Genomic DNA, 13,550 nt, shown 5'->3' with positions numbered 1-13,550 from the left:
AGGAATTTCTAATGAAGAATATTATAAAAAAACTCCGGTCTTTCTTTTTTTTCTTTTTGTTTCTATATGCCATCTACCATGCTTCTTTAGCGTATCAATATTATTCCATGAAAGAAAAAGCCGAGAATTTTGAAAAAAATCGTTCCTATTCCTCCATCTTTCAATATAATCAAAAAGGAGGAGAACCGCTCTTTTTAGTGAATCCGGAAAATAAACGGACTATCTTTTTCATGGAAGGATTCCGTGCACAGGCACCTGCCGGTTTTTATAGAGATTGGTTTGAAGAATTATATCAAACCGGAACCAATATTATTGTTCCGGTATACGGATTACAGAGTTCTCCTTTTGAATTGCGTAATCGAGACTGGAGGTTTCAGGAAGACCTGAGACTGGCAAATCAGGTATATGAGGCCTATGCTTCTGCAAAATCCGAGGAACATGAAATTCTTCTTGTAGCTCACTCATTTGGTACCTTACCCGCACTCTCGATTGCAGTCACAGCAAAACGAAGACCGGATGGAATTATCCTGCTTTCTCCTCTCAACACGGGTATGGAGTTTAAAGCCGCCGGAAAACTTGTATACTGGTTTTCTAAACAGACTTCCTGGTTACAATACCTGCTTTTATTTACAGAAGCCGGTAAAGCACCCAGTAGAGAATCTATCTGGGATATTGTAAATCCCCAAAAAAATAGGAAAGCAGCCTCGAAACTCGATGCGAACTTCGAAGACAGTTCTCGTTATGGATACCGGGTAGAAAAAGCTGCTATATGGATGGAAGAAGAGTTAGTTCCGAGGGTCAAAGATTATCGAATTTTTTTAGCCTATGGAAATTCCGATCTTTTCTTTTCCTCCCAGGGTTTTGAGAATTTAGGCAAAAGGCTGGAAGTCTCCGGAAATCGAGTTGATATTTACCCCATTCAAAACTCAGGTCACATGGTTTTAATGGATAATGGAGAAAAGGCCCTGAAAGAAAAAATTTTATTGTTTTTAAGAGCTAAAAAATAAAATTAAAACTTTTTTTCTTTCATTATCTTCCTTATCTGGTAAATGAGACTTAGCGTTTGCTGGAGGGCTGTACTAACGGATGGATATTCTCAAAGAAATATCAACAGAAGAACTGAGGAGAATCAGAAAAGAGCTTTATTCTTCGGATAAGAAGCAAATCTTAGATGCGGCTCATAGAATTGAAACCTATGCAGAAGCCAGCTATGATTTAAAACCGCTTTTTAAAGAAATGCAAAACCTGCTCTTTCATACCGATGAAGTGGTCCGAAAATGTCTGGTTCGTTCCCTATCCTTGATTGTCAGCACTACCGATATTCATATATTCATTCCCTGGTTAACCAAGTCTCTTTCCGATCCATATGAATATGTAAGACTCTATTCGATCTATACCTTCACAAACCTTTTCCGTCGGGGCTATGATATTCTGGATGCTATTCCGGAAATTATATGGTTACTGGGGGATAGCAATCCGGATGTGGCCTATGAAGCTGCAAATCTCGTAACTGCCTATCAATGTGATATTGGGAATTTTGAGTTTGTCGCTCGAAAGCTTCTATCCAATGAAAATTTACATGTTCTAAAAGGATCTCTCTGGGCTCTGCGCAGCATTCGACTAAAAGAAGAATTTATCGAACTTCTCTTCCAGTATATGATAAAAATACTGGAATCAAACGAAGAGGAACTAATTCGCAGGGTCTGTGAAACACTTTCCTACTATTCAAATCGTGTTTTGCTTCCTTCCGAGCTGGTAAATCGTCTGGAAGATTTACTCCAAAATCAAGAAGCTGTTTCCTGGTCAGTTGCTGAGTCCTTAACCGGTCATTATCTTTTATCTAAAGAAACCAAAAAGCTGGAGGACTTCCTTTTAAAATCTCCCCACATCGTAAGAAGTGGAACCCTCGCTTATCTCGAAAGAATATTTGAAAAGAAACATATTCTTTATAAAGAGTTAATAGGTATATTAAATACCTGTTTATTAGATAAAGACTACGAAATTCGCAAGTATGCAAGCAGGACTCTCGCTCACTACTACCTAAATGATAGAGATTGGGATTCTTTTTTAAAAATGCTGGAAATGGAACCTCTCTGGGTAATCGGAAAAAATGCCCTTCTGGTTTTACTCTATAAGGTTAAACACCAGAATCTGGATATTCATCCTATATTAAAGTCCCTGATTAAGAAAATAGAAATAGTAGATTTTGAACAATATCCCCTGGAAGTAATAGAAGAATACTGCCTGAAAGGTAAAAGAAATGCCGAAAAAGTAGAAACCAGTCTGCGTATAGCCAGACCTCCTATAGGAGAAAAAACAGAAACCATCCGTACCTATTGCCGGAGAGCCAAATTAAACCCACCTTATAGCGAGTTAGAATGGTATCGAATCGGAGATAACTTTCGTAGAGAAAAACGTTACCGGGAAGCTGTTGATTCCTATCGTAATGCTATTTATATAAATCCTAAAAATGCAGGAGCCTGGAATAATCTGGGTATTTGTTATACAGAACTGGAAGAAATAGAGAAAGCTTTAGATGCCTTTTTAACTTCTTTAAAAATCAATCCGGAACAACACCAGAGCTGGGCAAATTACGGAAACCTCTTCAAAAGAGAGAAAAAATATGAGGAAGCCCTGCGGGCCTATAAAAAATCCGTAGAGTTAAAACCTACTTATGCCCAGGGCTGGGCAAATCTGGCAACGGGTTATAAGGCTGTAAAAGATCTGGAAAGAGCCATTGAATGCTCAGAAAGAGCCTTATCCTTGCTTTCAGAGGGTAAGGAACAGGATATTCCCTCTTTAGTACAAACCGAATACAACCTTGCCTGCTACTACTGCCTAAGTGGAGCGAAAGAAAATTCTCTCAGGCATTTACAAAGAGCTCTCAGCTTTCATCCTGAATTAAGGGAGAAAGCCAAAGAAGATGAAGATTTTATAAGTATTCGAGAAGAAGAAGAATTTAAAAACCTGGTGGCTAATTAGGAATTCTTACAGTCATCCATTCGAATTTCAATTTTTCCAAGACCGAAACTTGTATTCTTTCCAATATGCAGAATCTCCATTGCTTTTAATATTTGGAAAGTGCGAGGACTGATATTTTTCAGGGTGTAAGTACCCAGAATACCACTTTGTTGAACTTTTCTTTCCTGTCGGTTAGAATACCGGTTCCATTTTTTATAGGAACAATCATTCACAGTTATCTGAACCTCTTCCTCACCGGAGATATCTTTTCTATCAAATTCTCCATAAAAAGAGTGCATGGTAGAATATCGCCTATTGATACTATCAAACAGGAGCTTTCCGTTTATACTTTTTAACACTTTTCCATTCTCAGCAAAACGTCCGGGTGTTAAAAAAACCATGTCAAAATCTCCGGTTCCTGTATTTGAGCCTCTAAAAATCCTATCAAACTCTTTTCGGGCATATTCCTGTATGGAAAGGGTTTTAATCTCAGCCATCTTATCTTTTTCTGAATAAAGCTCTTTTCCACTTATATCATCTCGAATAGAGCTTAAAGAAAAAGTATTTCTATCTTTTCCAAAACCTACTTTTCCCATCTCCTCAAAAGTTTTGGAAAGGTAGGGAAAGAAACGAATGAAATCTCCAAAAAAAGTCATTTTGAATTGCAGCTTATCACCCACCTTATAATAGCTCTTATGGCAGGGTGTAATGATATAGGGATGCGGTTTATAATGATAGCCCATCTTTCGAAAATTGTCATCCTGACTCTCAAAAATCTGAAAGTAACCACAATCCGAAGAGGAACTGCACTCAGAACACTTATCCGAATACTGTTCACAAAAGACTTTCTTAAGGGCATGACCGAAAGAACCCCTGAGAAGAGAGCCTGTAAATTCGGGAAGCCTGCATTCATACATAGAAATAAGCTCAACAGTAATTCTGGAAAAGTTTAACCTGGAGTTCAACATAGTTATTTATTCAGTATGACTTTTTTTATAGTGAATTTAGAAATAAGAATTCAAGAAAAAAAAGAAGATCTTTCTAAAAAAAAATAAAACAAGATTTTCTTGCCAGCTCTGCATGATTCTTTGATAATGATCCTGAATAAAGAAGAGGGGTTTATATGTCAGAAGTCCTGGTACCCTTGGCTGAGGGTTTTGAAGAGATCGAAGCGGTAAGCATTATTGACGTTTTAAGAAGAGCTGATATTGAAGTAGTTACCGCAGGAGTGAATTCACAAACAGTTTGTGGTTCTCATGGAATCTGTTTTTATACCGATGTACTTTTCTCCGATTTATCCTGTCCTGAGGATGAATTTAGTATGATTGTTTTTCCGGGCGGCTTACCCGGAGCCCATCACCTGCGGGATGATGAAAGAATCATAGAGCTGACAAGAAAAATGTTTCATAAGGGGAAAATCACTGCTGCTATCTGTGCAGCTCCAATAATCCTGGAAAAAGCCGGAATTTTGGAAGGAAGGAATGCAACTTCTTATCCGGGCCAGCTTGAATCTACAGAGAATACTTCCATCTCTATAAAAGCAGAAAGAGTTGTTCGTGATGGAAATATTTTCACATCCAGAGGACCGGCAACTGCCCTGGAATTTGCCCTGGAACTGGTAGAGGCATTAAGAGGAAAAGAAGTGAAAGAGAACTTACAAAAGAAGATGTTACTTGTTTGAATATAAAAAAATATTTTTACTTCCTTTACTTTGCCTGGACCTATTTATTTCCTGTGCATCTCTACCGGAAGTTGATTTCTTTCCGAAACCCGAAGGAATTAATTTTTCATTAGAAAAAGGAAATACAATCACGCTAAGTACGCAGGAAGAAACAGGAGAAATTCATAAGTCTTTTATTGGTTTTGATGAGTCTTCCTCTTTGTTTTGGGCCTGTGGCGAATGTAAGAATTTTATTATATATCACACAAAAAATACTCTTCCCTACCAAAAGTATTATATCCCTCGCAGTGCAGAAAAAAAAGAAGGTAAGATCTATGCAGTAGCCCTTTCTCCGGATAAAAGAAAATTAGCTATAGGAGGTTGGACCGGTTATAGCTGGCAGGGTTCTTTCAGCCTTTACATTTTTTCTATTCAAAATGCAGAATTACTATTCCAATTTTCAGACCTACCTGCTCCTATCAAAGCTGTAAATTATTCTTTTGATGGTAATTTTATCCTTGTTGGACTCGGAGGAGGATATGGCATTCGAGTTTTTTCACTCAAAGAAAATAAGGTTTATATGGCGGATAAAAATTATACCACAGGCATAAAAGAAATTAAAAAAGGTCATGATGGTAATTATTATGTTTTATCCGAAGATGCTTCTTACAAGGTCTATAGCCCGGACTTTAGAATCAAATTTGCTCGAAAAGAAGTAAGCAAAAATTGTCGGTATTCTTTTTCAAATAAAGCAGAGTATCTTTTCAGTCATTGTGAGAATGATAAGCAATTTAGCTATGAGTATATCCCCAAAAACAATTTATTATCCTGGAATACGATTCATTCCGGAAAATTTATTTCCCCGAGTGCATCTTATACACCTGTTTTGTTTCCGGTAAAACTTAGTTCTGGAGGATTCTACCTTATCTATAAAAATTTAGATTTCGGATATGAGTTATTTTATTATCCAACACCAAATGCTTATCATAAAGTAATTTACAAGTTTCCATCAAAACCCCTGAACATAGCATCTTCAGAAAAGGATAATCTTCTTATATACGATGAAAAAGCCGAATTCAAATTATTTTACAAAAACGGAATACAATTTTCCAAAACACAGAGAACTGAAAAAACTTTTACCGGAAAAGAAGAAAGAATCCTACTTTCTTATGATGCTTCCCGAATTGTATTTGATTTTGGAATAGAGAGAAAACATATGGCTGCTTTTTCTCTTTTAGATAGGAAACTTCTTTTAAAACCTCCGGAAGTTTCAGACCTGTATCTCAACAAAGTGGAATCCGAAGACTTATATATTCGTAATTGGAAGAATAGTCGTGATCCTATTTTTTATGATAGAGAGATCCTGGAGTCGGCCAAGGAAGTCTCGAAAGTCCTGGCTATTTCCCGATTGGATACTTTTTTTTTACTGGGTACGGATGTATATTTAAGAAAATTCGACACAAATGCAAAACCTATATGGGTAACAAGTTTACCTTCTATCCCTTCTGCGATTAATATTTCCGGAAATGAGAAATTAGCCGTACTCAGTTTTCAGGATGGTTCTCTACGCTGGTATCGCATACAGGATGGTCGGGAATTATTTGCCCTGTTTCCCTTTGCAAGCCCTTCCTGGCTTTTAGTAAGCCCCGGTGGACTCTACGATACTTTAAATGGGAAGATACATTCATACGGATGGATGGTAAGCGAAGGAAATAAAAAAGAAGCAGTATTTTTACCTTTAGGATATTTAAAAAAATATTTATATAAACCAGAACTATTCAAGAAGATAATCAAATCCCTAAAGACAGAAGAAGAAATTTATAAAAATAAAATCCATAGATTCAGAAAATCTATGGGAAAAAAAATCATGCGTCTTGCAAAAAGAAAAAGATATTATTTGAGAACTAAAATGCAGGTGAAGGAATAAAACTTGGAAAAAGCAATGTATCTGAAAGAAAATCTCTCTGCCCTATCAGGAACAATTCGTGAAAAAATTGCAAACTCAAAAACTATTTTCTCTTTTGAAGTTTTTGAGACAAAAGTAAAAGCCTTTACAATAAAGGTTGAAGATACTTTTTTACATTCAAGACATGACCCGATAAAAGAATCCTCCCGCTATATTGATAGTCTACAGGAAGATGATTCAGAAAGATTATACATATTTTTAGGAGCAGGTCTGGGTTATGCAGTACAGGAAGTTTTACAAAGAAAAAAAGGAAAGTTAGTCTGGATAGAACCCTTCCCATTCATTTTAAAGGAAGCGCTTTCTATATATGATTATTCTAAATATCTAACAGATAAAAAACTTTATATATTAACCTCCCCCTTTTCCGAAGAGGAATTTTTTGATACATTTCGCGGAACTGCTAATTTTTCTACGAGCTTTATCCCGCACAGGCAAAGTTTTCAATGGAAGCAAGAAGAATATATGGATATAAAACTTCGTTGTGAACGTTTTTTTCACAAGAAAGATGTAAATATAGCTACTCTTTCTCGCTTTGAAAAATCCTGGACTCGCAACATGCTACAAAATGTAGAACGGCTAAGAAACTTTGTTCCCATCTCTCGACTCTTTGATTCTGCTAATGATTTACCCGTTCTGGTCTGCGGGGCGGGTCCGGGTTTATTCGACAGTCTTGAGGAAATTCGTGAATTTCGTGAAGAGTTTATTCTCATCTGTGTGGACACTGCCTTTCATGTGCTACAACAAAAAGGGATAGAGCCTGATTTGATATATACAGTAGATCCTCAGGCTATTAATAGTGCATACCTTCAATCTTATAAAAACGAAGGCCGCATTATTTTTGATCCAACTTCAAGCTATCATAGTTTACAGCTCCCCGCTCTAAATAGAGGCTATATAACCAGTTCTCCGTTTCCCTTGTTGCAATTTTTCACCTCTTGCTTTAAAATCGATGTGGGGGATGTTCCATTCGGAGGCTCGGTTTCTACTAATTCCATTAGCCTCGCTTCTATGATTTCATCGGGACCTGTTTTTCTTGCCGGTCAGGATCTGGCCTTTACAGAAGGACTTGCACACTGTAAAGGAGCTGTTTTAGAAGAGCGTTTAAATTACAAAGAAAGCCGCTATTTCAGAAGAGAATTGCATAACTACAGACAGTTAACTGCTCTTCCTTCCAAAGAAGTAAAAAGTTATACAGGAAAAATATTAAAAACAAATGAAAAATTATTAATATTCAAAAAATGGTTTGAAGATAATAGAAGAGATAAAATATGGTTAAATATTTCAAATAAAGGTGCTAACCTGGAAGGAATTCCGTATTGTAGTTTGAAAGATTTCATTAAGCAAAGCCGAAAAGAAGAAGTAAGAAAAGTCCGAGAACTCATAGCCAATCTTCCTCTAAAAGAAGAAGGATTTTTTTTAGATTTAGAAGCCTTACAGGTATCTACAAGAAATCTTATACAGAAATTGAAAAGTTTTGAAGGTCTTTTAGAAAAAGGACTTCAACTAAGTCATGAGATATATAAACTTGTAGAGAAGAAGAACTTACAGTCTCCTGAGTTTAAAAATAAACTATCTCAAATCTCAAAAATCGATGAAGAAGTAGCTTCCAAAAAAGGTTTAAATGAAGTCCTGGCCTCAGGAATGCAGAGGGTAATTTTAACTATCACGGAAGGATATGAAGAACAATTAGACTTAAAAGAAAGACTGGACGAAAAACTGTCTATTGCAAAGAAAAGTATTCTTTTATATAAGGGTTTATTAGAAGCTTCTCAAATAATGATAAAGCTTCTGATAAAAACAACTTACCGCTTTTGAAAAGAGAAATCGCAATTTTTCTTAGAAATTCTGCACAACACCCGGAGTTTTATCCTGAAGGCCGCGGCTTCCTCCGGTTTCGTTAGAAGTCCATTCTTTTCTACTGAAATCATTAATGATGTATTTATAACGATCTTCTTTAGTAGGTGCACCTACACAATCCATAGCTCCAATAACAAACAAAGAAAGTAAGATAGTAATTTGTAAGGTTTTCATTTTCTCCCCCTTTAAACTTAAATCTATTATAAAGGGGGGCAGGGACAAATTAGAAGGAGAAGGAGATTATTTTTTAATTTTTTGGAAAATCACTATGTTCCATTGCCTTTTTTATTTTTTCTAAAAAGAAATGACTCGAGTACACGGTATGAAGATCAATGCCGGCAGGTATGGAAAATATCCCTAAAACAGAAAAAAAACGCTTCTTTTTACAATCTCCAATTTCGAGTTTGCTGAGGTATTTTTCTGCATTTTCCAGGGCTTTTTTCCAGGACTCAAACATAGCCCTCATTTCCTTGCTAAAGCCATCGAGAAGCAATTGAGAGGCTTTCTCCACCTCGATAGTCCCCAGATTTCCAGGTAAAAGAGGTCCGGGATACAAATTATAGAGCCTCTCCATATCTAATTCAATATCTCCTTCATCCAGTTCTTTTAGAGGCAAAATAGAACTCACCGAGACAGACAGGGGAAAGGAAAATTGCATCAAACTATCAATAAAACGCAGGTACTCCAAATCCTGACGAATACTCCAGTATCCTCCCGGCGGAATAAATTCCAGTTGCTTTTCACTCAACTGCCCGGTCAGGTTAAAAATATACTGGGTTAATTTTATTTTTTCCACCCAGAGTAGATGGTTGAGTTTTTTATCCATGATTCTACCCGGTTTCTTTATTATTAGACGAAAAAAAGTTGTTTTACGTCATGATCTGAGGGTGAAAGCTTCCTGTCTAATAGATTAATTACTTTCTGTCGAGGACTAAAAACCATGAATTATAAACTCATTTTTTTTCTTATCCAGTTTTTTTTATGGATTACAGCTTCCTTATTTGCCGAAAGTCCCATCAAGATCTATCAGAAACCTGCTACCCGGAAGGGAGAATTTAATTATTATGCTTCCAATTCAGCACCGCTTGACTACTGGCTCATCTTTAAGGTAATAAATGCTCAAAATACTCAGGCCAGTCCCTCTATGGAATTAAAAACCATAATTCCTGTTGGTGCTAAAGATTTTCCAATTATCAACATCCGGGCAGAGAACCCTAAGAAAGCCTTTCAATTTCAAATCAGTTATAAGTACAGTCCGGGCAATCCCCTAACCGCCATTCATAATGATAATTATATATATCATTTCCCATTCGCACACGGAACCAAAAGAAAACTCAGTCAGGGTTATAAAGGACTCTATACGCATCAGGGCTGGCAGGAGTTTGCTCTTGATTTTGAAATGCCGGAAGGAACTGAAGTTTATGCGGCAAGAGGGGGAAAAGTAATACAGGTAATTGATCATTTCAATGAAGGAGGAGCTTCTGCGAGCTATGCCGAAAAAGCCAATAAAGTTGTTCTTTTACACGATGATGGTACCTATGCGTCTTATGTACATCTGAAACTTAAGGGATCTCTAGTAAAAGAAGGAGAAGAGATAAAAGCCGGAGACCTTATCGGATACAGTGGAAATACAGGAATGAGCCAGGGTCCCCATCTGCATTTTGATGTAATTCTACCTGACTTTGAAGGTGCAAAGACGGTTCCAACGAAATTTTTAAGCCATGATAATCAAGTAATCGAACCGGAAACCGGAAAATACTACTATGGTTTTTGGGAGAATAAAGAAACTTTTGAAACAAGATTTGGATCTGAATTAAAACCTGAAGATTATGCAGATTATTCTAAAAAATTAGAAAAGACTGATAAATTCGAAGTTCGAAAGGAAGTTATAGATGATACGATTGTTCTTTTTGCCTCCAATTATTTTGATAGAGATGTGAAATTGGACTGCTTTTTCCAACTCCAAAATAAACAGAAAGTTGTTGAAATTCCTGCCGACTTGAATATTCCGGCTCTTTCTGAAATCTTCTTAACCATTTTAAAACCTGTAAACCCGGCAAAACCCGGAGGATATAGACTTCGTTATACTTATCGTTTAGAAAAGTAAGGGAATTATACTTGCTATTTTTCTTTGAAGAAGAATTATTTACGAACCTAAGAAAACCCAATGAAGGAGTTATCAATGAAACAAGTGGTTTTATTGTTCACAGTTGTTCTTTTGGTGTTTGGAGCGATACTGGCTCAACCCAATTTTGATCCCGGGAAGGAAGATAATGTTCCGGTACTGGACCCGGATGGTAAAGAAGACCCCAAAAAAGATGTCCCCGACTACTGGTTGCCTGAAAATTTTACGGTTTATGTCAGAGGAAACATTGTAGTAAATACACCTTACGAAGGATTTTCCGCAAAAGTTTTACCTACGAAAAATCTTTTTAAGGGTGGTACCGGCTGCTATGTGGCCTGCTATTCTCACAATAAAGATGCAGCTATTTATGGTGTCGGAGGAAACATCTATGTCATGGGTCAAATGCGAGTTGAGGGTGAATACATCGGTAGAATCTGTCATCCAAAAGGCTTCCGTAATAAAGACATCAGTGCTGCTCAAAAATTCAAATTTTTGTGCTCAAGATCCCTATCCGAGAGTTGTAGAGGGGGTTGCTGGGCAGGTGGAGATACCGGCGGCTGGTTTGGAATCCAATAAGAATGCAACTTTATAAATTTCTTTTTAATGTTTTTCTAATTTCTACTCTCTTCTTATGCAAGGGAGTAGAAAAAAAGAAAGAAGTTCAAGTTGAAAAAGTAGATCCCTATTATAACGAACTTGCACTTTTTATTAGTGGTTCAACAAAAGAGAATGGAATGTTTGCAGACTTAAGTAAAACTAAAGAATATGTTTCTTATGCAAAACAGACAGAGCTCTACTGGAAGGCAATCGAAAAAGAAAATTCAAGGATCCGTATCTGGTCAAAGGAGAAAGTTCCTGCTTATAATAAAGACAATACGGTTTTATACCTACTCAGCGGAGCTGATATTATTAATGCCTATAATTTTTATCCGGATGCCAGACGCTATGTTTTTATAGGTTTGGAACCTACAGGTAAAATTTTAAATCCATTGACACTCGACAAAAAACAATGGAAGAAAGGTTTAAACTCTATGCAAGATTTATTGTATGAGTTTTCTCTAAATAACTATTTCACCTATAGACGGATGCGGCGAGAACTGGCAAATCCTTATTTCCAGGGAGTTACACCCCTCATGGTTATATTTCTTTCCAGGCTCGGAATGCAAATTGAGAAATGGGAAACACTGGAAATTCAAGATGATGGCAAACTCAGTCTGAGTACTGAAGACAAAAAAGAAGGAATGTACGGAAGTCGAATTATTTTTCGAGACTCCAAAGGAGAGAAAAGAGAACTCAGCTTTTTTCGAATCATGATCAATGAAAACTCTTTTTCTATGGATCAGAAAGAAGGAAAATTTTTCAATTCTCTCGGTCGTTTAAATCTTATTTTCAAATCAGCAGAATACCTCTTACAGGAAAAACGCTTTGAAAGGTTTATAAAAGGTCTTTTAGAGAAAAGCGACATGGTAGTACAGGATGATTCAGCTATCGCGTATACTGCATTTAACCAAACAGAATGGGATGTACATCTTTTTGGAAAGTATACTTCAAGAGTTTACTTAAGAGGAACCCCCCCGGTTGGCTCACAAAAAGAGCTCATCGAATTGTATAAGTCAAAGTCCGAAGTATTACCGTTTAACTATGGATATGGTGTAATTAAAGGTAGAACCAAATCCAGTCTGATGGTGTTTAAAAGGAAGTAGCTTTCATTGAAATATATTTTGTTGGGAATATTTCTTTTCTCAAACATATTCGTTTTTTCTAAAACTTTAAGAAAAGAGCAAATATACTTTTCCCTTGCAAAAAAAAGAAATCGTTTTTTTTACGAGTTAGAGCAAAAGAAAAGTATAGCTCTTCTTCTAAATCGTAATATAAAAAGTCTGAAAGAATCAGAAATAGAAGCAGGACTTTTGGGCATGCAACTTTTTGCATATTCCTTATCTCAAAAAGAGGAAAAAAAATTAACCGAAAAACTATTTTTAACATACTACAAATATCCTCAAAAGCTACGCTTTCGAATTATAGAAACCTGCATTTCCCTATCCCTGCTTTCCTGTGAAAAGATAGCAATGGAGGCTCTTTTAAATGATGGCAATTCTAAAAACTTTGCCATTGCGGCAGATTACTTTCAAAAAAACTTTAAATTAAAATACTCAAAGAAGTTTATTCAAAAAATACTGTATAAGAATTTTCCTAATTATTCGGATATCCCTGAATTATTCCTACTGAATAATTATCTCAAAAAGAAATATTCGGAAAAGCTGGAAAAGTCAGCCCTGCTGGATTTTTTTTCTTATATTCCAGAAAAAAATCTATGGTATTTTTATAGTTTGCAAAATGAAAACCGTGATTTTCCCGGTGTTTTACTTACCCGCAAACCTGATGGTAAATTTTTGCGAGATAAAAAAGGAAACATCTATCTTCAAGCCCAACTGGCTCGTTCCATTACTAATGTAGTTCCTTACCTGAAAAGCGGAAATACTCCAAGAGGAGTTTTTTCTATCCAGGGATTACATATAGCGAAAAGTCCCCTGATTGGTACAACTCCGGCTTTTAAATTATTCATGCCGAATGAAGTAAGTCCTTCTCAATATTTTCATTCCGAACCATACTCAAGAGAATGGAGTATCGGAGATTATCTAAAGTTAATTCCTTACAAATATAGAAATAATCTAATATTACAGGAAACTTTTTATGCCGGAAAGGCAGGTCGAGACTTCATCTATTCTCACGGAACAGGAATTCGTTCAGCTTATTACAAAGGAAAACCCTACTATCCATTAACACCAAGTCGGGGTTGCCTGGTGATGGAAGAATTCTGGAATGAAAAAACAGGTTACTTAAAAAAAAGTAAACAACTCGAATTATTAAATCTTATTGAGAACTCAGATAAGATAAAAGGCTATTTCTATGTCCTCGAATTTAAAAAAATTCCGGACATAGAAACAATCCAATTATATGCCGAACAATCAGAAGACTAA

General features: G+C 36.3%; 12 protein-coding genes. 9 read left to right on the top strand and 3 right to left on the bottom strand.

The genetic code is table 11. From position 1 onward, the window contains the following. The first annotated feature begins 11 nt into the window (after window positions 1-11). On the top strand, window positions 12-1,007 hold the full coding sequence (locus H7A25_07830) for an alpha/beta hydrolase (protein ID MCP5499794.1): 996 nt from the start codon (window positions 12-14) through the stop codon (window positions 1,005-1,007). A gap of 79 nt (window positions 1,008-1,086) precedes the next feature. Beyond that, window positions 1,087-2,982 (top strand): tetratricopeptide repeat protein, encoded by a 1,896-nt coding sequence (locus H7A25_07825; GenBank protein MCP5499793.1) that lies wholly within the window; start codon window positions 1,087-1,089, stop codon window positions 2,980-2,982. Here the strand turns inward: H7A25_07825 and cas6 are convergent. Next, window positions 2,979-3,929 (bottom strand): CRISPR system precrRNA processing endoribonuclease RAMP protein Cas6, encoded by a 951-nt coding sequence (gene cas6, locus H7A25_07820; protein MCP5499792.1) that lies wholly within the window; start codon window positions 3,927-3,929, stop codon window positions 2,979-2,981. The genes H7A25_07825 and cas6 overlap by 4 nt on opposite strands. A gap of 155 nt (window positions 3,930-4,084) precedes the next feature. Here cas6 and H7A25_07815 point away from each other — a divergent pair, with 155 nt between their 5' ends. From H7A25_07815 to H7A25_07805, 3 genes are read left to right on the top strand one after another with little or no spacing between them, the layout of a single operon-like run. Next, the gene (locus tag H7A25_07815; protein ID MCP5499791.1) at window positions 4,085-4,642 is read left to right on the top strand and encodes a DJ-1/PfpI family protein; all 558 of its coding nucleotides are present in this window, start codon (window positions 4,085-4,087) and stop codon (window positions 4,640-4,642) included. Then, complete coding sequence (locus tag H7A25_07810; protein ID MCP5499790.1) at window positions 4,635-6,548, top strand: hypothetical protein; 1,914 nt, start codon at window positions 4,635-4,637, stop codon at window positions 6,546-6,548. The genes H7A25_07815 and H7A25_07810 overlap by 8 nt, the downstream gene beginning before the upstream one ends. A 3-nt stretch (window positions 6,549-6,551) precedes the next feature. After that, a complete protein-coding gene (locus H7A25_07805) occupies window positions 6,552-8,402 on the top strand; it encodes a motility associated factor glycosyltransferase family protein (protein MCP5499789.1) in 1,851 nt (616 codons plus the stop codon). Between the two features lie 21 nt (window positions 8,403-8,423). Here H7A25_07805 and H7A25_07800 read toward each other — a convergent pair whose 3' ends face one another. Continuing rightward, window positions 8,424-8,618, bottom strand: a complete 195-nt coding sequence (locus H7A25_07800) for a hypothetical protein (GenBank protein ID MCP5499788.1) — start codon at window positions 8,616-8,618, stop codon at window positions 8,424-8,426. A gap of 73 nt (window positions 8,619-8,691) precedes the next feature. Continuing rightward, complete coding sequence (locus H7A25_07795; protein MCP5499787.1) at window positions 8,692-9,270, bottom strand: hypothetical protein; 579 nt, start codon at window positions 9,268-9,270, stop codon at window positions 8,692-8,694. 114 nt (window positions 9,271-9,384) lie between these two features. On the opposite strand from H7A25_07795, the gene H7A25_07790 reads away from it, so the two are divergent. The 4 genes from H7A25_07790 to H7A25_07775 all read left to right on the top strand — a co-directional run bounded on the left by H7A25_07790 (window position 9,385) and on the right by H7A25_07775 (window position 13,550). Beyond that, a complete protein-coding gene (locus tag H7A25_07790; protein MCP5499786.1) occupies window positions 9,385-10,551 on the top strand; it encodes a M23 family metallopeptidase in 1,167 nt (388 codons plus the stop codon). 177 nt (window positions 10,552-10,728) lie between these two features. Next, the gene (locus tag H7A25_07785; protein MCP5499785.1) at window positions 10,729-11,145 is read left to right on the top strand and encodes a hypothetical protein; all 417 of its coding nucleotides are present in this window, start codon (window positions 10,729-10,731) and stop codon (window positions 11,143-11,145) included. Between the two features lie 2 nt (window positions 11,146-11,147). After that, the gene (locus H7A25_07780; protein ID MCP5499784.1) at window positions 11,148-12,272 is read left to right on the top strand and encodes a hypothetical protein; all 1,125 of its coding nucleotides are present in this window, start codon (window positions 11,148-11,150) and stop codon (window positions 12,270-12,272) included. A 6-nt stretch (window positions 12,273-12,278) separates the two neighbouring features. Continuing rightward, window positions 12,279-13,550 (top strand): hypothetical protein, encoded by a 1,272-nt coding sequence (locus H7A25_07775; GenBank protein ID MCP5499783.1) that lies wholly within the window; start codon window positions 12,279-12,281, stop codon window positions 13,548-13,550.

It is taken from the genome of Leptospiraceae bacterium (assembly GCA_024233835.1).
Taxonomy (GTDB): domain Bacteria; phylum Spirochaetota; class Leptospiria; order Leptospirales; family Leptospiraceae; genus JACKPC01.
This window is presented reverse-complemented; position numbering and strand designations above follow the sequence as displayed.

Coding starts and splice junctions, on each gene's coding strand:
- H7A25_07795 (MCP5499787.1), bottom strand. CDS start 9,270: ATGGATAAAAAACTCAACCATCTACTCTGGGTGGAAAAAATAAAATTA.
- H7A25_07780 (MCP5499784.1), top strand. CDS start 11,148: ATGCAACTTTATAAATTTCTTTTTAATGTTTTTCTAATTTCTACTCTC.
- H7A25_07790 (MCP5499786.1), top strand. CDS start 9,385: ATGAATTATAAACTCATTTTTTTTCTTATCCAGTTTTTTTTATGGATT.
- H7A25_07830 (MCP5499794.1), top strand. CDS start 12: ATGAAGAATATTATAAAAAAACTCCGGTCTTTCTTTTTTTTCTTTTTG.
- H7A25_07815 (MCP5499791.1), top strand. CDS start 4,085: ATGTCAGAAGTCCTGGTACCCTTGGCTGAGGGTTTTGAAGAGATCGAA.
- H7A25_07825 (MCP5499793.1), top strand. CDS start 1,087: ATGGATATTCTCAAAGAAATATCAACAGAAGAACTGAGGAGAATCAGA.
- H7A25_07800 (MCP5499788.1), bottom strand. CDS start 8,618: ATGAAAACCTTACAAATTACTATCTTACTTTCTTTGTTTGTTATTGGA.
- cas6 (MCP5499792.1), bottom strand. CDS start 3,929: ATGTTGAACTCCAGGTTAAACTTTTCCAGAATTACTGTTGAGCTTATT.